We start from the raw sequence: 17,822 nt of genomic DNA, 5'->3' as shown, positions 1-17,822 counted from the left end.
TCACCTCCTGCCGCCCGTGGCGGGAGCCCGGAAACCCGGAAAACATGGTCAAACTAACCCGCGTGCCCCCGATATGCAGGGCGGAACTCGGCCAGTCGCGCGGTCTCACGTGTCGTCCGGGCCCGCCCGGTCGACGACACCGGGGCGGCGGTGCGGGGGCTGCTCGGGCGTGGGCCGCCACTTGGGCGCGGAGATGCCGACGGTGACGGGCTCGTCCCCCTTCACATGGACCTCGATCCCGTGGTGATGGATCGTCAGGGGCGGCCCGGCCAGCAGCGAGTACGACGCCCGGTCGGGGCCGATCTCCACCTGCAGGCACCGGCCCCGGAACTGCAGCCGGAAGACGAGGCGGCTGAACTTCTCGGGCAGGCGGGGCGTGAAGCGCAGGCTGTCGCCGTCCCGCCGGGTGCCGCCGAATCCGGCGACCAGCGCCATCCACGTACCGGCCAGCGAGGCGATGTGCAGTCCGTCGCGGGTGTTGTGCTCCAGGTCCGCCAGGTCCATCAGAGCGGCCTCGGTGGCGTAGTCGTACGCCAGCCTGAGGTGTCCCGTCTGCGCGGCGACGACGGCCTGGCAGCAGGCGGACAGGGAGGAGTCCCGTACGGTCAGCGGCTCGTAGTAGGCGAAGTTCGCGGCCATCTGGTCGTCGTCGCAGTGGGCGTCGAACCAGCTGCCGCAGGTGTACATGGCCAGCACCAGGTCGGACTGCTTGACGACCTGTTTGCGGTAGATGTCGAAGTAGGGGAAGTGCAGCATCAGCGGGTACTGGTCGGCACCCGTGCGGGCGAAGTCCCAGCGCTGGTGGCGGGTGAAGCCCTCGTGCTGCTCGTGGACGCCGATCTCCTCGTTGTACGGGATGTGCACGGCCTCGGCCGCGTCCCGCCAGGCGGCGCTCTCCTCCTCGTCGACGCCGAGCCGGGTCGCCTCCTCCGGGTGGCGTTCGCACACGTCGGCGGCGGCGAGGAGGTTGGCCCGCGCCATGAGGTTGGTGTACGTGTTGTCGTCGACGACGGCGCTGTACTCGTCCGGTCCGGTGATGCCGTCGATGTGGAAGACGCCGTGGTGGTCGTGGTGGCCCAGCGAGCGCCACAGCCGGGCCGTCTCCACCAGGAGTTCCAGGGCGGTCTCGCGCTCGAAGCCGGTGTCGCCGGTCGCCGCCGTGTAGCGCACCGCGGCGTGCGCGATGTCGGCGGCCACGTGGAAGGCGGCCGTGCCGGCCGGCCAGTACGCGGACCCCTCCGAGCCGTCGATCGTCCGCCACGGGAACGCGGCGCCGCGCAGCCCGAGCTGGGTGGCGCGGTCCCGGGCGGCGGGCAGGGTGGCCTGCCGCCAGCGCAGCGCCTCGGCGACGGCCTTGGGGGCGGTGTAGGTCAGCACCGGCAGCACGAACATCTCCGTGTCCCAGAACGCGTGGCCGTCGTATCCGGAACCGGTCAGTCCCTTGGCCGGAACCGCGCGCTGCTCGGCGCGGGCCCCGGCCTGCAGCACGTGGAACAGGGCGAAGCGGACGGCCTGCTGGATCTCCTCGTCGCCGTGCACCTCGACGTCCGCGCGGGCCCAGAAGTCGTCGAGGTAGTCCCGCTGTTCGGCCACCAGTCCGTCCCAGCCGCCGTGCGCGGCGGCGGCCAGCGCGGCCTCGACCTGGTCGCTCATCGCGGGGCGGGAGCGGGCGCCCGACCAGCCGTGGGCGACGGTCTTCTGCACCCGCAGCCGCTGTCCCGGGTCGAGGACCGAGGTGATGGTCAGGCGGGACACGTCCGCGTTGCTCTCGCTGCTGGTGGTGATCTCCCCGGGGGCGTCGACGACGTGGTCGGCGGCGACCGCGACCCTCAGGCCGCTGCGCCGGGTGCGGTGGACCAGGCGCAGGCGCGACCCGACGGCCAGGTCCTCCTCCGGTTCCAGCGGGGACTGCAGTGCCTTGGCCGTCCGCGGGTCGCCGTCGGCGGAGGGCAGGCTCTCGTTGGTGACCAGCTCCGACTGGATGACCACCCGGGTCCGGCTGTCGACGGGTTCCACCTCGTACTCCACGGCGGCGATGGCGCGCTGGGTGAGGGAGACCAGGCGGGTGGAGCGCACCCGGACGGTCGTGCCGGCCGGGGAGGTCCACTCGCAGCTCCGCTCCAGCACTCCGCGCCTGAGGTCCAGGGTGCGTTCGTGCTTGCCGAGCCGCCCGTAGCGCAGGTCGAAGGGCTCGTCGTCGACCAGCAGCCGCAGCAGCTTGCCGTTGGTGACGTTGATGACGGTCTGGCCCGACTCCGGATAGCCGTAGCCCGCTTCGGCGTAGGGCAGCGGGTGGAGTTCGTAGACGCCGTTGAGGTAGCTGCCGGGCAGTCCGTGCGGTTCGCCCTCGTCGAGGTTGCCGCGCCAGCCGACGTGTCCGTTGGACAGGGCGAAGACGGACTCGCTCTGGGCGAGGAGGTCGAGGTTGAGGGCGGTCTCGCGCACCCGCCAGGGCTCCACGGTGTACGTCCGGTTGGTGATCACGCGTGGCCTCCCAGCTCGGCGAGGTCCTTGACGACGCGGTCGGCGCCGTGGGCGTAGAGGGCGTCGGTCTGGCCGACGCGGTCGACGCCGACGACATAACCGAAGTGTCCGGAGCGGCCCGCGTCCATGCCGGCCAGCGCGTCCTCGAAGACGGCGGCGCGGGAGGCCTCGACGCCGAGGTCGCGGGCGGCGGCCAGGAAGGTGTCGGGGTGTGGCTTGCCGGGCAGTTTCCGTTCCCTGGCCACCACGCCGTCGATTCGTACGTCGAACAGCCGCTCGGCGTCGATGGAGCGCAGCACGTCCCGGGTGTTCGCGCTGGAGGAGACGATCGCGGTGGCGAGGCCGGCGGCGCGGACCGCGTCGATGTAGCGCAGCGTGCCCTCGTAGGGTTCCACGCCGTCGGTGCGGATCTTCTCCAGGAGGAGTTCGTTCTTGCGGTTGCCGACGCCGTTGACGGTCCGCGCGTCCGGAGGATCGTCGGGGGTGCCCTCGGGCAGTTCGATGCCGCGGGAGGCGAGGAAGGAGCGGACGCCGTCGGCGCGGGGACGGCCGTCGACGTACCTGTCGTAGTCGGAGTCGGTGAAGGGGCTGAAGTCCGTGCCGTCCCGCTCGCGCAGGAAGGCGTCGAAGGTCGCCTTCCAGGCGGCGGCGTGCACCACCGCCGTCCTGGTGACGACCCCGTCGAGGTCGAAGAGGCAGGCCTGGATGTCGTCGGGAAGTCCGAGCTGCGTCGTCATACCCCCACAGTTCCCCGCCGGGGCGGGTCCGATCAGGTGACACACTGTGGGATGTGCCGCTGACCTTCGACGACCTGCTCGCCCGTGCCCGCCGCCTCCCCCGGGACGGGCGGCGCGCGATCCTGGGCATCGCGGGCAGTCCCGGCGCGGGGAAGTCGACACTCGCCGCGCGCCTGGTGCGGGAGCTGAACGGCGACGGTGAGCCGTGGGTGGCGCACGTGCCGATGGACGGCTTCCACCTCGCCGACGCCGAACTGGACCGGCTGGGCCGCAGGGACCGCAAGGGCGCGCCGGACACCTTCGACGCGGCCGGGTACGCGGCGCTGCTGGAGAGGCTGCGCGCGGAGCCGGACGGCGAGACCGTCTACGCGCCCGGCTTCGAGCGGGTGCTGGAGCAGCCGCTCGCCGGGGCGGTGCCGGTGCCGCCCGCCGCACGGCTGGTCGTGACGGAGGGCAACTACCTGCTGCTGGAGAGCGGGGCCTGGGCGCGGGTGCGGCCGAGGCTCGACGAGGTGTGGTTCTGCGTACTGGAGGAGGCCGAGCGCGTACGGCGGCTGGTGGCGCGGCACGAGCGCTTCGGCAAGTCCCCTGCGGACGCGGCCACGTGGGCGCTCGGTCCCGACCGGCGCAACGCCGAACTGGTCGCCGCCACCCGGCACCGGGCCGACCTGGTGGTACCGGCGGACGCGATGACGGGCCCGCCTCCGGGCGGGCGGGGGACGGCGCCCTCAACGCCCGTCTGAATCGGTCACTTCTCGTCGAAGTCGTCGGGGCGGACGTGCGCCTCCTCGAGTGCCTCGCGCAGGGTCCGGCCGGTGCCGCCGGGCGGGCGGGGCTCGTCCTCGCGCCGGCCCGCGGGCTGCTCGAGAACGTCGTCGGTGGTGTCGGTCTTCGGCCGGTTCTCTTCCGGGACGGTCATGACGTCGGCTCCTCGTCCGTGTCTGCGGGTCCTTCCGTGGCGGCGGGTTCCCGGGGGGCGCGGTGCTATCCACGTCCGGCGCCACGGGGTTCCCTTCCGGGACGGGCGGTTCGGCTCCACCCGGGGTGGTGTCGTCTCCGACCGGGGTGGTGCCGTCCCCGCAGGGGTCCGGTGCCATCCCCGCAGGGGGTCCGGTGCCGTCCCCGCAGGGGGACCTGTGGCATCCACGCAGGGGGCCGGTGGCATCCACGCCCGACCGGGCGCCGCCGGCCTCGTCCCGCGGGTGGCGCCGTGCCGCCCCCGTCGACGGCGGCACCGTGCGGTATCCGCCGGAACAGCGCGCCGCCGTCCCCCGCGCGGGACGAGGCCGGTGTCCTTGCTCGGGGCGGTGCGGTGCCGCCCCGTCCGGCGCCGCACCGGGCGCGGTCCCGGGCGCGGCGGTCCGCCCTGCCCGGCACGGGGGGTGGGCTATGTTGACCCCCGTGGGAGACATGGGAGACAAAGGATGCGCACCCGTGCCATCGCCGCAGCAGGCACGCGCACAGGCGTCGGCGATCACCTCGGGACGGGCGGTCCAGCAGCCCGAGGTCTCCCCCGTCTCACGGCTCAGGACGCTGTTCGACCGGCCCCGCCTCTCCCCGGGACAGCGCCGCATCGCGCAGTACCTCATCGAGCACCTCACCGAGGCGGCGTTCCTGTCGATCACCGACCTGGCCGACCGGGTGGGCGTGAGCCAGCCGTCGGTGACGCGGTTCGCCTCGGCGCTCGGCTTCAGCGGCTACCCGGCGCTGCGGGAGCAGCTCCAGGCGATCGCGCTGGGCGGCCGGGGCGGTGCCGCGGCCGAGGAGGCGCGGGGCAACGAACTCCAGGCGGCCGTGGACGCCGAGATCGAGAACCTGGAGAACCTGCGGCGCGACTTCGCCGACGCGGACCGGGTGATCGACGTCGGCCGCAAGCTGGCCGCCTCCGCGCCGCTGACCGTCCTCGGCCTGCGCATCTCCGTCTCGCTCGCCGAGTACTTCGCCTACGCGGCCCGCCGCGTCCACCCCGACGTACGCCTGGTGACCCGGGGCGGCACCGTCGCCTACGACGCCCTGCTCCAGTCGCGGGAGGCGGGCGGTACCTGGGTGCTGGCCTTCTCCATGCCCCGGCACGCCCACGAGACGCTGGGCGCCGTGCAAGTGGCGCGCGGTGCCGGGCTGAAGGTCGCGCTGATCACCGACCTGGCACTCGGCCCGGTCGTGGACGAGGCCGACGTCACCTTCGCCACGGGCACGGGGTCCCGGCTCGTCTTCGACTCCTACGCTGCGCCGGGCGTGATGTGCGCGGCGCTGCTCCAGGCCATGACCGACGCGGACCCCGAGCGGACGCAGGCCCGGCTGGAGGAGTACGAGCAGGTCGCGGACCAGCACCAGTTCTTCCTGCGGGACTGAGCGGGCGAGCGGGCGCCTCCCCGGGAGCGGCCGGGCGGCGACTGGTCGGCGCAGACGGGGGCCATCCCCGTCAAAGCAGGCATGAATGTTTTCATACGTCTTGCAAAGCAGATGGCATATATAAATACTGCTCACGGATCGCGACCCGGCCGCCCCGGAGCGCGTCCGCACCTGCGCGAACACCTCGGCCCGCCGCATTCCTACCCGCTCCGGCGCGCCGGGTGTTCCGGTCGGGCATCGCCTGCGCGAGCGCCCGGCGGTCCCGGTCGTCCCCTGGACCGGGGCCGCCCCCACCCGTCGCCCACCCCGTCGACGCCGCACCCCCGGAAGCGATGATCATGCCCCTGACGACCACGCGCATCAGCCCGGACTGGCCCTGCCAGGTCAAGACCCCCGGCAGCTACGACTGGGAACGCTCGGCCACCAGGTGGCTGCGTGAGCTGGTGCCTGCGCGCTACGCCGGCTACCCGGCCCTGATCCGGCACCCGGTGCTGCTCGCCCGGCATGCGCAGATCCAGGTCCAGCACGAGATCCGGGTGGCCCGCACCGCGCTGCAGACCGCCCGCGCGGACCTGCCGCGGCTGGGCCTGCACGAGGCGGCCATCGAGCACACCATCAAGCTGTACGCGGCGGAGGTCCTCCAGTTGCAGCACATCGCGCGCAGCGTGCGGGCGGTCACCGAGGCGCTGGCCGAGCGGGGCACCGCCGGACGCTGACCGGCCGGCGCGCCTCAGTCCACCGGATGCCCCGGCCGGATGGTGCGGGCGTCGGCGAGCCGCAGCAGCGGGCCGCCGGCGGTCTTCCCGCGTCCGCCCCACTCGACCGGCTCGAGCACGAAACCGACGTGGTCGCCTCCCGGGGTCCGCTCCACGACCCGGCCGACGAACCACGCCTCGGCGTCCTCCAGCACGGGGGCGCCGCCGTAGGCCTCGCGCCAGCGGATCCGGCGGAACTTGTCCACGTCGTCGCCGCTGCACCCGCCGAACAGCTCCGCCGTCCCGCGCTGGTCGCGGGCGAGCAGATGGACCGCCAGGACGTCGGCGGAGCGTGCGACGCGGAAGGTCCGGTTGACGTCGGAGATCCATACGGCGTACCGCACGGGCCGGATGGAGCACTGCGAGGAGAAACCGACCAGGCAGCCGGCCCGTTCCCCGCCCGCGGCGGCCGTGACGACGCACATGTCCGGGTCGAGCCGGTCCAGGAACACGTCCATGGCGGCCATGCTAGGCGGCCCGGTCGCTCCGGCCTCGCTCAGCCGGCGAGCAGGCGGCGCAGGGCCGTGCGCAGGGCGGCGACGAAGGCGTCGCGGGCCGGCTCGTCGAGGGCGTCCAGGGACAGGTAGGGGTTGAGGTCCTCCAGCTCGACCAGCAGCAGCTCGCCGTCGGGCGCGCGGCAGGCGTCGACGCGCTGGATGCCGTGGTCGACGCCGTTCCACTCGATGAACCGCCGCGCGAAGGCGAGGTCGGCCACGGTGGCGTCGTACGGCTCCAGCCGCCAGCGGCGGTCGGGGTGCGGCGCGTGCAGGGCGTACTGGTAGTCGTGGTCGACGAAGTAGAAGGAGACCTCGTAGGCGAAGTCGACGCGCGGCTGCACCAGGAGGTCCCCCGCGTCGCCCAGCGCCTCGGGCACGCGTCCCGCCGGGACGACGCGCAGGCCCGCCGAGTCCGCGCCGAGCATGGGCTTGACGACGTACTCCTCGGCGGCGGGCAGCAGGTGCAGGTCCTCGGCGCGGCCGACGGTGGGGACGACCGGGAACCCTGCCGCGGTCAGGTCGAGCAGGTACTGCTTGCCGAGCATGTCCGCCCTGCCGGTGAGCTGGTTGTAGACACGCGTCCCGCGCTCGGCCGCGCGCTCGCGGAAGGCGTCGTAGGCGGCCTTGTACTCCTGCACGGGACCGCTGTTGCGGACGACGACGGCGTCGAAGCCGTCGAGCAGCGCGGCGGCGTCGCGGGGGTCGCACAGGGCCAGGTCGAACTCCTCGCGCAGCCGGGAGGTGAGGAAGATGTCCTCGTCGCAGTAGCGCCGACCGCGCGCCTGGTAGGCCAGGTCGGTGACGTACAGGATGCGGGGGCGGGTGAACGGCATGCGGGACTCCTACGGGGCTGACCGGAAGTGATCGTATGCGACCGGCATGGCGCGGCTCCGGGTGCACTCAGTTCCCCCATAACGCTGCACTGAGTGCCATGAACTTCGCCGGGCTGCTACGTTCCCCTTCATGAGCACCAGCAGTGCGGCGCCCCGCCGCGGAGACGGTACGGACGCGGCACAGGTCCGGCCGCCGATGCGGGACGCGCTGGTGGCGGCGGCGTTCCGGCTGTTCCTGGAACGCGGTTACGAGCAGACCACGGTGGACGACATCGTCGCCCTCGCCGGTGTCGGACGGCGGTCCTTCTTCCGATACTTCCCCTCGAAGGAGGACGTGGTCTTCCCCGACCACGAACGGTGCCTGAGCGACATGAAGGCGTTCCTGGCCCACTCCCCCGAGGACGCCGACCCGGTGCGGCGGGTGTGCGACGCGGCCCGGCTCGTGCTGCGCATGTACGCCGAGAACCCGGCGTTCTCCGTGCAGCGCTACCACCTCACCAAGAAGGTCCCCGGGCTGCGCGCCTACGAGTTGTCGGTGGTGTGGCGCTACGAGCGCGCCCTCGCCGCGTACCTGCGCGGGCGGCTGGGCGGGCGCCCGGACGGGATCCTGCGCGCCGATGTGATCGCGGCCGCGGTGGTCGCGGCGCACAACAACGCGCTTCGGTCCTGGCTGCGTTCGGAGGGGCGCGACGACGCGGGCGCCGCCGTGGACCACGCGCTGGCGTTCGCACAGTGCGCGTTCGGCGACGTACCGGTGCCGCCGCGCGGCGAGTCGCCCGAGGACGTGGTGGTCGTCGCCGCGCGCCGGGGGGCGCCCCTGTGGCAGGTGCTGCGGGAAGTCGAGACGGCGTTCGGGCACGACTGACGGCCGGACCCCGTCCCGTCTCGCGGCCCGTCGCCCGCTCACTCATCCCCTCTCAATAAGGGGTACCGAGTGCCTTTACGAGTGACACTGAGTGCCATACGCTGTGGGGCGTGCACGGTGGCACGGTGAGCCGCGCACACGCGTGCCCGGTGACCGCGCACGCGGGATTCCGGCCCGAGTGCAGGGAGTTGACCAGCGTGTACCACTCAGGAAACGTCGCTCAGCAGGCGGCCGGCCCCGCGACGGGCCTGCTCGACCCCACGGCCGAGGACCGGGCCCCGGACACCGAGGCCGTCTTCTACCAGCGCTGCACCTGGTGCGGCACCGCCATGTACCACCGGGTGCTGTGCCCGGTCTGTCGCGGCAGCGAGCTGCGGACGGAGCGGAGCAAGGGCACCGGGACGGTGCGCCACGCCACCGTGGTGCACCGCAACACCCCTGCCGCGCGCAACGTTTCCCTCATCGAGATGGCCGAGGGCTTCGTGCTGCGCGGCCGGGTCATGGGCCCGCTCATCGGCATCCACAGCGGTGACCGGGTGCGGCTGTCCACGGCCAAGGACCCGGTGCGCGGCGAGCCGGTCTTCCAGCTGGTCGACGAGCCCTACCGGGCCTGGACCTGAGGGCCGGTCAGCTCCCGGCCGCCGGTCCGGGTGTCAGCGTGATGCGGATCCCCACGGTGCCGTCGAGCCCCCGGCGCAGCCTGCTGCCCATGAGGGTGAGCAGGCCGAGGACGTGGTATTTGCGGATCAGCAGCTTCCGGTAGCGGGCCGTGGTGGCCGGGTCGCAGATCTCCGCCGTCCCCGGAACCTGGTCGCCGGTCGGCCTGCCGCGCACGTCGCAGGGACCCACCAGGACGTCGGCGCGGTTGCGGACGCGCTTGACCTTCCAGGAGTCGGCCACCGTCCAGACGCCGAGCGTTTCCCCGTCCCGCACGACCCACACCGGGGTGGCGACCGGGGTGCCGTTCTTGCGGTAGGTCGTGACCAGCAGGTACTTGCCGGCGCCGAGCCGGTCCAGTGACGCGTCGTCGTCCATGATCCGGGAGTCTAGACCCGCGCCCGCGTGGGGTGTGCGGCCCCGCGCATCACCCCAGGGCCGCCGCCATCCTCCGCACCGCCTCCGTGAGCACCTCGGGCGAGGTCGCCAGGTTGAGCCGTACGTGTCCCGCCCCGCCGCTGCCGAAGGGGATGCCGGAGCTGAGGGCCACCCGGCCCCGGTCGAGGAAGACCTGCGCCGGGTCGTCGCCGAGGCCCAGGGCGCGGCAGTCGAGCCAGGCGAGGTAGGTCGCCTCCCCGGGGCGGTGGACGACCCCGGGCAGCCGCTCCGCGAGCAGGCCGGTGAGCAGCCGCCGGTTGTCGTCGAGCCCGGCGAGCACCGCGTCCAGCCAGGCGGTTCCCTCGCGCAGGGCGGCGGTGTGGGCGAGGACACCGATGTGGCTGGGCCCGTGGCCGACCTCCTCGGGCATCCGCGCCAGGTCTGCGGCTGCCCCCGGTCCCGCGAGGGCCAGGGCCGCCTTGAGACCGGCCAGGTTCCAGCCCTTGGACGCCGACATCAGCGCGAGGCCGCGCTCGGCGCCGGGCACGCTCAGGTAGGGCACGAACCGCGCGTCGGGGGCGGTGACGACCGGCGCGTGGATCTCGTCGGCGACGACCCGGACGCCGTACCGCTCCGCGAGGGCGGCGACAGCGGCCAGTTCGCCGGCGGTGTGCACGGTGCCGGTCGGGTTGTGCGGGCTGCACAGCAGGAAGGCCGCCCGGCCGCCGCCCGTGACGGCACGCCGGAACGCCTCTTCCAGCACGCCGAGGTCGATCCGCAGTCCGGGGCCGAGCGGCACCTCGACGACGCGCCGGGCCATGTGGGCGACGAACGCGTAGAACGGCGGGTACACCGGCGGGTTGACGATCACCGGATCGCCGGGCTCGGTGACCAGCCTGAGCATCTCCACGACGCCCAGCATCACGTCGGGCACGATCGCCGTGCGCCCCACGGCCAGGTCGTCCCAGCCCCACCGCTTCCCGGCGAAGGCGGCGAGGGCCTCGGCGTAGGCGGTGCCCACGGGGTAGCCGGTGTCGCCGAGTTCCATGGCGTCGGTGACCGCGCGCACGACGGATCCGGCGAGCGGCACGTCCATCTCGGCCACCCACAGCGGCAGTACGTCCGGCGGGTGGGTGCGCCACTTCATGCTCGTACGGCGGCGGAGTTGTTCCAGGCCGAGCGCGTGCAGGGGGTTCGGTTCACCGGACTGGTCCCGCGGGGTGCTGGTCATGGGCCCAAGATAGGACGGCGTGGCGGAGCGGGGGAACAAGGCGCCGGTCCGGTGAACACCGCGCCTTCGGCCGCCGTATGGGAGGAGGGTGCTCGACGTCCGGAGTCCCCCGCGGCGGCGACGCCGCGCGGTCGGGTTCGGGAGCACACGCATGAGGCACGCACGACGACGCATCGTCCGGCGAGCGGCGCGGCTGGCTGCCGTCGGCGGGCTGCTGATCGGGGGGACGATGGTCACCCGGGCGGTGGCGAGCGAACCTCCCGGCCCGTCCACCGCGCCGCACACCCTCGCGCGGACCGCGTCCGGCGCCGGTGCGGATCTCGTGGCCCGGCTGGGCGGCGACCGTACGGCGGGTCACTGGGTGGACTCCGAGGGGCGGCCGGTCGTGGCGGTGACGGACGAGTCCACGGCCGAAGCGGTGCGGCGGGCCGGCGCCACGGCGAAGGTGGTGCGGCACAGCATGACCGAGCTGAGGTCGGCTGCCTCGACGCTGCGTGCGGCGCCCCGGGTGCCCGGTACGGCGTGGGCGCCTGACTACCGGTCGAACGAGGTGGTGGTGCGCGGGGACCGCACGGTCTCCGGTGCCGACTGGTCGCGGCTGACGGGCGTCGCCGAGGGCATCGGCGGGTTCGTCCGCATGGAACGCACCGAGGGCGTGTTCACCACCCGCCTGAACGGGGCGGAGCCGATCCTGTCCACGGCGGGACGCTGCTCGGCCGGGTTCAACGTGACCGACGGCACCGACGACTTCATCCTGACCGCGGGCCACTGCGGGCCGACGGGCTCCGTCTGGTTCGGTGACGGCGAGGGGGACCGCCAGATCGGCAGGACGGTCGCCGGGAGCTTCCCCGGGGACGACTTCTCCCTGGTGGCGTACGCGGGCGGCAAGGCGGGCGACGACGCCGACGTGGTGGCGGTCGGCGGCGGCAAGGGCGTACGGATCACGGGGACGGGTGAGCCGGCGGTCGGACAGCGGGTGTTCCGCAGCGGGAGCACCAGCGGGCTGCGGGACGGCCGGGTGACCGCACTGGACGCGACGGTCAACTACCCGGAGGGCACGGTCACCGGCCTCATCGAGACGGACGTGTGCGCCGAACCCGGGGACAGCGGGGGGCCGATGTTCTCCGAGGGCGTCGCGCTCGGTGTGACGTCGGGCGGCAGCGGTGACTGCGCCAAGGGCGGTACGACGTTCTTCCAGCCGCTGCCGGAGGCCATGGCGGCGCTCGGGGTCCGGCTCGTCGGCTCCGGCCGGGAGGGTGCCGCCGCGGGCACCCCGGCGCCCGGGGCGGCCGGTGCCCCGGGAACGGGGGCGTCGGCCCCGGTGACGGGCGCCGACGGCACGCCCCTGCTCGCCCGGCTCACGGACCGCAGGAACGTCGGACCGGGGCTGCTGGTCGTCGCGGGCAGCCTGATGACGCTGGTGGCCACGCGGTGGATCCGGACGGAGCGGGACCGCAAGGCCTATCGGCGGAAGTACTCGGCGACGTGGAGCTGACCGGGGCCGGTGCGAGGATTGGGCCGTGGACGCTGCCGACGGGCCGGGGCGAGGAGTCCCGGGCGCCGCTCAGGCGGCCGTCACGGACTCCGGGGCCGCGCTGGCCCACTCCATCACGAGCCGCTGGTACTCCGCGCGCTGCTCGACGCTCAGTGTCCCGCCCGACCGGAGCCACAGGGCCCGGATCTCCTCGTTGACCTCGGCAGCCGATCGCTCGGAGGAGGGTTCAACAGTGGTGGACATGATGTGAAGCATACGGCGCCCGACGTGAAGACGATGTGAGTAATCACGAGCCAAGCGGACATATCGGACCGTGTTACTGATCACGTCGATCTTCCCATCTGTCAAGACCCACGGGCGAGTTCGTTCCCACCCGATGTGTCCTGCCGCACACGGGCCGCCTCGCCCCCCGGCCGTGGGGCGCCGCGGCACGGGCCGGACGCCCCCGTCCGTCAGGTGCCGGGTTTGCGGCCGTACACGTAGACGTCGTCGCCCTTCTTCAGCAGCGACCAGTACTTCTTGGCGTCGGTCTTCGTCATGTTGACGCAGCCGTGCGAGCCCGGCGGGTTCCACATGCTGACGCCGACGGAGTGGAAGGCCTGGCCGCCGTCGAAGAACTGGCTGTACGGCATCGGCACGTGGTAGATGGTCGAGACGTGGTCGATGTTGCGCCAGTAGACCTTCTTCAGGCCGGTGCGGGTCTCGTAGCCGTCGCGCCCGGTGCGCACCGGGACCGGTCCGTACACCAGCTTCCTGCCGTCCTGGATCCAGCTCAGCTGGAGGCTGAGGTTCACACAGGCGATACGGCCCTTGCCGGTCGGGCACTTGCCGGACTTGTTCGGGTTCTTGCCGACGGCCTTCTGCTTCGTCATCAGGTCCATCACCCCCCACGTGACGGGCCCCGCGTAGCCGGCGTCGGGCGTGATGCCGTGCTTGGTCTGGAAGGCGCGGATGGCCTTGCAGTCGGCGGTGGACTGCTTGCCGTCGGCCTTGCGGCCGAGGAACTTCTCCACCTTCTTCTGGTACGGGCCCGCCTTCGCGGTGCAGCTCGCGGCCTGGGCCGGTGCCGCCGTGAGCGCGAGTGTGAGCGGTGCCACCAGTGCGGTGATCCCGAGTGCGACGGCTCCCCGTCGGCGTGTGTCCCCCATGGCCGGTCATGCCTTTCGCGTCGAGGCGGTGCGCTGGGCGGAAGGTCGCCTTGGTGCGATCCCCGCCTGCTAGACCGCCGCCCGGCGGCTTTGGTTGCGCACCGCCGGCCACCGCGACGAAACAGTGACAAAGGCCACCGGGCGGCCCTTACCCGTCAGTCCGTGCCGTCCGGGTCCTCCACGGCCCGCCGGAAGCCCGTGTTCACCGCGGTCAGGCCGCCGTCGACCGCGAGGGTGGTGCCGGTGATCCAGGAGGCGTCGTGCGAGGCGAGGAAGGCGACGGCCGCCGCGATGTCCTCGGGCTCGCCGACCCGCCCCAGCGGGTACAGCCCCCGCACCGCGGCCAGCTCCGCGTCCCGGCCCTCCCAGGCCGTGGTGCGCACCGTGCCCGGCGTCACGAGGTTGACCCGGACACCGCGCGGGGCGGCGTGCCCGGCGAGGGTGCGGGTCAGCGAGGCGAGCCCGGCCTTGGCGGCACTGTAGGCGTGGTTGCCGAAGTCCTGGACCCCGTTGACGGAACCGATGCTGACGATCGCGCCGCGTCCCGAGGCGGCGAGGTGGGGCAGCGCGGCCCGGCAGCAGCGGTAGGCGCCGGTGAGGGTGACGTCGAGGTCGCGCGCCCAGACCTCGTCCGGCTCGTCCTCGAAGAGCGGGGCGTCGGGCGTGCAGGCACAGGCGTTGTTGACCAGTACGTCGAGCCCGCCGAAGGCGTCCACCGCGTGGGCGACGGCCGCCTCGACGGACGCCCGGTCGGACACGTCGCAGGCGAACGCCTCGGCGGCCAGTCCCCGTTCCGTCAGCCGTGCCGCCGTGCGCCGTGCCGCGTCGAGGTCCACGTCGGTCAGCAGCACCCTGGCCCCCTCGGTGGCGAGCCGGCGTGCGGTGGCCGCGCCGATGCCCCGGGCCGCGCCCGTCACGAGTGCCGTGTGGTCGGTGAAACGCCTGGTGTCCGTCATGGGCCCAGACGGTAGTGCCGCGACGATCACAGGGGCAGACACCGTGCGGCCGTGTCCGCGTTCCTGCGGCAACTGCCCGCGCCCCGGGGAGCGTCATCGGCGCGCCCGGTTCCTGTCCCCCGTGGTCCGCAGCGACCGGGCGGGGCCCCGGCGGGAAGCGAGGCCCGCTGGGAGGAACGCGGACTCGCGGTGCACGCCGACCACGCGAGGGCGCCGAAGACCTCGGTCACGCCGACGTACCGGGTCGCCGCGCGCCTCGGCAACGACCCGCATCCGCATCCGCCGGCTCCCGGGGTCCGGGTGGTGGCGGTGACGGAACGCCTCCTGCGCGAGGCGACCCCGGGTCCGGCGGCCCGGCGGGCCCTGCCGGAAGGGCGGCGCACCGCACGCGAGGGCTGCCGCGCGGCCGTACGCGAGGACCTGGCCCGCCCCCGGGCCACGGCGCCCGCCGGCCGCCGCCTCCCGTCAGCGGTACCCCGTGACGTCGGCGGGCTTGCCCGGGTCCTGGACCTCGACGAGGTAGCGCCAGGCGTCCGGGCGGCTGCCGTCGAGGTCGGTGAAGCCGTACTCCTGGGCGAGTCCGCCGCTGGAGAGGGACTGGCCGTTCAAGCGCGCGACGCCGGGGTCGGCGGCGAGGGCGGTGACGGCGCGGCCGACGTAGCGGGGCGACTCGGAGATGGCGAAGTGCGGCACGCGGTCGAGGGCGTCGCGCCAGTTCTCCTCGCGTACGCCGAAGTGGTCGAGCATGATCTCCGAGCGCAGCCAGCCGGGGGTCAGCGCGACGGCGGTGGCCCCGCGCGGGCCCAGCTCGTGCCCGAGGGAGAAGGCCATGCGCAGGACGGATGTCTTGGCCAGGTCGTAGAAGAACGAGTTGCGGTAGTGGTCGCGGTTGTAGGCGTCGGTGCCGTCGGTGACCTCGACGACCAGTCCGCCGGGGCGGCGCAGCAGCAGCGGCAGGGCGTGGTGGCTGGTGACGGCGTGGGTCTCGACGGCGAGCCGCAGGAGCCTCAGGCCGTTGTGGAGGTCGTGCTCCCAGACGGGGGTGTCCCACTCGAAGAGGTTCTCGCCGCCCCAGATGTCGTTGACCAGGACGTCGAGGCGGGCCTGTTCGCGGGCGATACGGTCGACGAGGGCGGCGACCTGCGCCGGGTCCAGGTGGTCGGTGGGCACGGCGACGCCGCGACCGCCGGCCTCGGTGACCAGGTCGGCGGTGTCCTCGACGGTCTCGGGACGGTCGTACTCCGAGCGCCGGGCGCGGGTGCTGCGGCCGGTGACGTAGACGGTGGCGCCGGCCGCGCCCAGTTCGACGGCGATGCCGCGTCCCGCGCCGCGGGTCCCCCCGGCGACCAGCGCGACCCTGCCCGCCAGCGGACCCCTCGGTGACCCTGTCATGTCCGGCTCCCGTTCCTCTCCCTCGTGTTCCGCACGGGCTCGTGTCCCGCACGGGCGATGTCCTGTTCGAGGGTGCCCGGGAAGCCGGACATCTTCTGTCACCTTTGCCGCGCGTGTCCGGGGCGATCGCCTGGGCGCCCGCCCCGGGGCGGCGGGTCAGTGGCCGCGCCTGATCCACTCCTCCAGGTGCGGGGCCTCGGCGCCGATGGTCGTGGAGTCGCCATGGCCCGTGCGGACCTCCGTCTCGGGCGGGAGGACCAGCAGCTTGTCCCGGATCGAGTCGATGATCGTCGGGAAGTGGGAGTAGGAGCGCCCGGTCGCGCCGGGTCCGCCCTGGAAGAGGGTGTCGCCGGTGAAGACGGTGCCGAGACCGGGGTCGTAGAGGCAGACCGCGCCGGGCGCGTGCCCCGGGGTGTGCAGGACGGTCAGGTCGGCGCCCGCCGCCTCGATGACGAGGCCGTCGGTCAGCCAGGCGTCCGGGTCCCGGTCGGGATGGGTCTGCTGCCACAGGGGCAGGTCGTCGCGGTGCAGCCAAATGGTGGCGCCGGTGCGGTCGGCGAGCGCGGGCGCGGCGCCCACGTGGTCGTTGTGGGCGTGGGTGCACACGATCGCGGTGAGGCGGCGGTCCCCGACGGCCTCGGCGATCGCGTCGGCGTCGTGGGCGGCGTCGATGACGACGACCTCCTGGTCGTCGCCGACGAGCCAGACGTTGTTGTCGACGTCCCAGGTGCCGCCGTCGAGGCTGAACTGTCCCGAGGTGACGAGGCGTTCGATGCGGGGGGCCATCAGAGCACCACCACCGAACGCAGCACGTCACCGGCGTGCATGCGGTCGAAGGCCTGCTCGACCTGGTCCAGTCGGATCGTCTCCGTGACGAACTTGCCGAGGTCCAGGCGCCCCTGGAGGTGGAGGTCGATCAGCATCGGGAAGTCGCGGGAGGGCAGGCAGTCGCCGTACCAGGACGACTTGAGCGAGCCGCCGCGGCCGAACACGTCGAGCAGGGGCAGTTCGAGCTTCATCTCGGGCGTCGGGACGCCGACGAGGACGACGGTGCCGGCCAGGTCGCGGGCGTAGAACGCCTGCCGGTAGGTCTCCGGGCGGCCGACGGCCTCGATGACGACGTCGGCGCCGAAGCCGCCGGTCAGCTCGCGGATCGCCTCGACGGGGTCGGTCTCGCGGGAGTTGACGGTGTGGGTGGCGCCCATGGAGCGGGCGGTCTCCAGCTTGCGGTCGTCGATGTCCACGGCGATCACCTTCGCCGCGCCCGCCAGATGTGATCCGGCGATCGCCGCGTCGCCGACGCCGCCGCAGCCGATGACGGCGACGGTGTCGCCGCGGCCGACGTTGCCGGTGTTGATGGCGGCGCCGATGCCGGCCATCACGCCGCAGCCCAGCAGGCCGGCCACCTCCGCGGAGACGGCCGGGTCGACCTTGGTGCACTGTCCGGCGGCGACCAGGGTCTTCTCGGCGAAGGCGCCGATCCCGAGGGCCGGGGAGAGCTCCTGGCCGGTCGAGGCGAGGGTCATCTTCTGCTCGGCGTTGTGGGTGTCGAAGCAGTACCAGGGACGGCCGCGCAGACAGGCCCGGCACTTGCCGCACACGGCACGCCAGTTGAGGATCACGAAGTCACCGGGGGCGACCTCGGTGACACCGGCGCCGACCGACTCGACCACGCCCGCGGCCTCGTGGCCGAGCAGGAAGGGGAACTCGTCGTTGATGCCGCCCTGCTTGTAGTGCAGGTCGGTGTGGCACACCCCGCAGGCCTGGATCTTGACCACGGCCTCGCCCGGGCCGGGATCCGGCACGACGATCGTCTCGATCCGCACCGGCTCGTCCTTGCCCGGCGCGATCACACCGCGTACTTCCTCCGCCATGCTCCTGACCCCTTCCTCGGCCGTTCAGCGTTCCCCCAGACCCTACGCGCAAGTGATCGGAAGGTGGCAGGTGACAGGGCGGTTCGCGGGGTGCGGCCGGCCGCCCGTACACCGGCGGCCCGGGCGGCCGGGCGCCCACGTAGCCTGAGTGCCCCGTCCGCGTGCCGA

Annotated in this window: 19 protein-coding genes; 6 read left to right on the top strand and 13 right to left on the bottom strand. The window is 73.4% G+C overall.

Translation table 11 applies throughout. The features are described from left to right. Positions 1–105: 105 nt before the first annotated feature. A complete protein-coding gene (locus ACIQFU_RS06590; protein WP_402549476.1) occupies positions 106–2,484 on the bottom strand; it encodes a glycoside hydrolase family 65 protein in 2,379 nt (792 codons plus the stop codon). After that, on the bottom strand, positions 2,481–3,221 hold the full coding sequence (locus ACIQFU_RS06585) for a beta-phosphoglucomutase family hydrolase (protein WP_402549474.1): 741 nt from the start codon (positions 3,219–3,221) through the stop codon (positions 2,481–2,483). The genes ACIQFU_RS06590 and ACIQFU_RS06585 overlap by 4 nt, the downstream gene beginning before the upstream one ends. A 53-nt stretch (positions 3,222–3,274) precedes the next feature. Between ACIQFU_RS06585 and ACIQFU_RS06580 the strand changes: the two genes are divergently transcribed. Further along, the gene (locus ACIQFU_RS06580; protein WP_402549472.1) at positions 3,275–3,964 is read left to right on the top strand and encodes a nucleoside/nucleotide kinase family protein; all 690 of its coding nucleotides are present in this window, start codon (positions 3,275–3,277) and stop codon (positions 3,962–3,964) included. A gap of 5 nt (positions 3,965–3,969) precedes the next feature. On the opposite strand, the gene ACIQFU_RS06575 is transcribed toward ACIQFU_RS06580, so the two are convergent. Next, the gene (locus ACIQFU_RS06575; RefSeq protein WP_402549471.1) at positions 3,970–4,140 is read right to left on the bottom strand and encodes a hypothetical protein; all 171 of its coding nucleotides are present in this window, start codon (positions 4,138–4,140) and stop codon (positions 3,970–3,972) included. A gap of 515 nt (positions 4,141–4,655) precedes the next feature. On the opposite strand from ACIQFU_RS06575, the gene ACIQFU_RS06570 reads away from it, so the two are divergent. Together ACIQFU_RS06570 and ACIQFU_RS06565 are read left to right on the top strand one after the other, a co-directional pair. Continuing rightward, positions 4,656–5,573, top strand: coding sequence for a MurR/RpiR family transcriptional regulator (locus ACIQFU_RS06570; protein WP_402549470.1), 918 nt, complete (start codon positions 4,656–4,658; stop codon positions 5,571–5,573). 332 nt (positions 5,574–5,905) lie between these two features. Further along, positions 5,906–6,289 carry a hypothetical protein gene (locus tag ACIQFU_RS06565; protein ID WP_016325234.1) on the top strand — a complete coding sequence of 128 codons (384 nt, stop codon included), beginning with the start codon at positions 5,906–5,908 and terminating at the stop codon, positions 6,287–6,289. 14 nt (positions 6,290–6,303) lie between these two features. Here the strand turns inward: ACIQFU_RS06565 and ACIQFU_RS06560 are convergent, their stop codons facing one another. Together ACIQFU_RS06560 and ACIQFU_RS06555 are read right to left on the bottom strand one after the other, a co-directional pair. Beyond that, the gene (locus ACIQFU_RS06560) at positions 6,304–6,795 is read right to left on the bottom strand and encodes a flavin reductase family protein (protein WP_402549468.1); all 492 of its coding nucleotides are present in this window, start codon (positions 6,793–6,795) and stop codon (positions 6,304–6,306) included. A 29-nt stretch (positions 6,796–6,824) separates the two neighbouring features. After that, complete coding sequence (locus ACIQFU_RS06555; protein WP_402549466.1) at positions 6,825–7,658, bottom strand: hypothetical protein; 834 nt, start codon at positions 7,656–7,658, stop codon at positions 6,825–6,827. Positions 7,659–7,788: 130 nt separating this feature from the next. Between ACIQFU_RS06555 and ACIQFU_RS06550 the strand changes: the two genes are divergently transcribed. Together ACIQFU_RS06550 and ACIQFU_RS06545 are read left to right on the top strand one after the other, a co-directional pair. Beyond that, a complete protein-coding gene (locus ACIQFU_RS06550) occupies positions 7,789–8,523 on the top strand; it encodes a TetR family transcriptional regulator (protein WP_402549465.1) in 735 nt (244 codons plus the stop codon). Positions 8,524–8,720: 197 nt separating this feature from the next. Continuing rightward, complete coding sequence (locus ACIQFU_RS06545) at positions 8,721–9,143, top strand: Zn-ribbon domain-containing OB-fold protein (RefSeq protein ID WP_402549463.1); 423 nt, start codon at positions 8,721–8,723, stop codon at positions 9,141–9,143. A gap of 7 nt (positions 9,144–9,150) precedes the next feature. Here the strand turns inward: ACIQFU_RS06545 and ACIQFU_RS06540 are convergent, their stop codons facing one another. Then, positions 9,151–9,558 (bottom strand): PPOX class F420-dependent oxidoreductase, encoded by a 408-nt coding sequence (locus tag ACIQFU_RS06540; protein WP_402549462.1) that lies wholly within the window; start codon positions 9,556–9,558, stop codon positions 9,151–9,153. Between the two features lie 49 nt (positions 9,559–9,607). Beyond that, entirely contained in the window at positions 9,608–10,789 is a 1,182-nt protein-coding gene (locus ACIQFU_RS06535; protein WP_402549460.1) for a MalY/PatB family protein, read from the bottom strand. A 151-nt stretch (positions 10,790–10,940) separates the two neighbouring features. On the opposite strand from ACIQFU_RS06535, the gene ACIQFU_RS06530 reads away from it, so the two are divergent. After that, positions 10,941–12,284, top strand: coding sequence for a S1 family peptidase (locus ACIQFU_RS06530; RefSeq protein WP_402549459.1), 1,344 nt, complete (start codon positions 10,941–10,943; stop codon positions 12,282–12,284). Between the two features lie 69 nt (positions 12,285–12,353). Here the strand turns inward: ACIQFU_RS06530 and ACIQFU_RS06525 are convergent, their stop codons facing one another. The 6 genes from ACIQFU_RS06525 to ACIQFU_RS06500 all read right to left on the bottom strand — a co-directional run bounded on the left by ACIQFU_RS06525 (position 12,354) and on the right by ACIQFU_RS06500 (position 17,654). Beyond that, positions 12,354–12,539, bottom strand: a complete 186-nt coding sequence (locus tag ACIQFU_RS06525) for a hypothetical protein (RefSeq protein ID WP_402549457.1) — start codon at positions 12,537–12,539, stop codon at positions 12,354–12,356. A 197-nt stretch (positions 12,540–12,736) separates the two neighbouring features. Continuing rightward, positions 12,737–13,432 (bottom strand): L,D-transpeptidase family protein, encoded by a 696-nt coding sequence (locus ACIQFU_RS06520; protein WP_402549456.1) that lies wholly within the window; start codon positions 13,430–13,432, stop codon positions 12,737–12,739. 155 nt (positions 13,433–13,587) lie between these two features. After that, entirely contained in the window at positions 13,588–14,388 is an 801-nt protein-coding gene (locus ACIQFU_RS06515) for an SDR family NAD(P)-dependent oxidoreductase (protein WP_402549455.1), read from the bottom strand. 465 nt (positions 14,389–14,853) lie between these two features. After that, positions 14,854–15,780, bottom strand: a complete 927-nt coding sequence (locus ACIQFU_RS06510) for an SDR family oxidoreductase (protein ID WP_402549454.1) — start codon at positions 15,778–15,780, stop codon at positions 14,854–14,856. Positions 15,781–15,936: 156 nt separating this feature from the next. After that, positions 15,937–16,566, bottom strand: coding sequence for an MBL fold metallo-hydrolase (locus ACIQFU_RS06505; protein WP_402549453.1), 630 nt, complete (start codon positions 16,564–16,566; stop codon positions 15,937–15,939). After that, positions 16,566–17,654, bottom strand: coding sequence for an S-(hydroxymethyl)mycothiol dehydrogenase (locus ACIQFU_RS06500; protein ID WP_402549452.1), 1,089 nt, complete (start codon positions 17,652–17,654; stop codon positions 16,566–16,568). The genes ACIQFU_RS06505 and ACIQFU_RS06500 overlap by 1 nt, the downstream gene beginning before the upstream one ends. Between the last annotated feature and the right edge of the window lie 168 nt (positions 17,655–17,822).

It is taken from the genome of Streptomyces sp. NPDC093065, from assembly GCF_044754585.1.
Classification (GTDB): Bacteria; Actinomycetota; Actinomycetes; order Streptomycetales; family Streptomycetaceae; genus Streptomyces.
Note: the sequence above shows the minus strand (reverse complement) of the source record. Positions and strands in the feature narration are given on the sequence as shown.

Bases quoted from the DNA above. Each gene is read 5' to 3' on its own strand.
- ACIQFU_RS06510 (WP_402549454.1), bottom strand. From the start codon at position 15,780: ATGACAGGGTCACCGAGGGGTCCGCTGGCGGGCAGGGTCGCGCTGGTC.
- ACIQFU_RS06500 (WP_402549452.1), bottom strand. From the start codon at position 17,654: ATGGCGGAGGAAGTACGCGGTGTGATCGCGCCGGGCAAGGACGAGCCG.
- ACIQFU_RS06560 (WP_402549468.1), bottom strand. From the start codon at position 6,795: ATGGCCGCCATGGACGTGTTCCTGGACCGGCTCGACCCGGACATGTGC.
- ACIQFU_RS06555 (WP_402549466.1), bottom strand. From the start codon at position 7,658: ATGCCGTTCACCCGCCCCCGCATCCTGTACGTCACCGACCTGGCCTAC.
- ACIQFU_RS06575 (WP_402549471.1), bottom strand. From the start codon at position 4,140: ATGACCGTCCCGGAAGAGAACCGGCCGAAGACCGACACCACCGACGAC.
- ACIQFU_RS06530 (WP_402549459.1), top strand. From the start codon at position 10,941: ATGAGGCACGCACGACGACGCATCGTCCGGCGAGCGGCGCGGCTGGCT.
- ACIQFU_RS06520 (WP_402549456.1), bottom strand. From the start codon at position 13,432: ATGGGGGACACACGCCGACGGGGAGCCGTCGCACTCGGGATCACCGCA.
- ACIQFU_RS06565 (WP_016325234.1), top strand. From the start codon at position 5,906: ATGATCATGCCCCTGACGACCACGCGCATCAGCCCGGACTGGCCCTGC.
- ACIQFU_RS06540 (WP_402549462.1), bottom strand. From the start codon at position 9,558: ATGGACGACGACGCGTCACTGGACCGGCTCGGCGCCGGCAAGTACCTG.
- ACIQFU_RS06535 (WP_402549460.1), bottom strand. From the start codon at position 10,789: ATGACCAGCACCCCGCGGGACCAGTCCGGTGAACCGAACCCCCTGCAC.
- ACIQFU_RS06525 (WP_402549457.1), bottom strand. From the start codon at position 12,539: ATGCTTCACATCATGTCCACCACTGTTGAACCCTCCTCCGAGCGATCG.
- ACIQFU_RS06505 (WP_402549453.1), bottom strand. From the start codon at position 16,566: ATGGCCCCCCGCATCGAACGCCTCGTCACCTCGGGACAGTTCAGCCTC.
- ACIQFU_RS06585 (WP_402549474.1), bottom strand. From the start codon at position 3,221: ATGACGACGCAGCTCGGACTTCCCGACGACATCCAGGCCTGCCTCTTC.
- ACIQFU_RS06515 (WP_402549455.1), bottom strand. From the start codon at position 14,388: ATGACGGACACCAGGCGTTTCACCGACCACACGGCACTCGTGACGGGC.
- ACIQFU_RS06550 (WP_402549465.1), top strand. From the start codon at position 7,789: ATGAGCACCAGCAGTGCGGCGCCCCGCCGCGGAGACGGTACGGACGCG.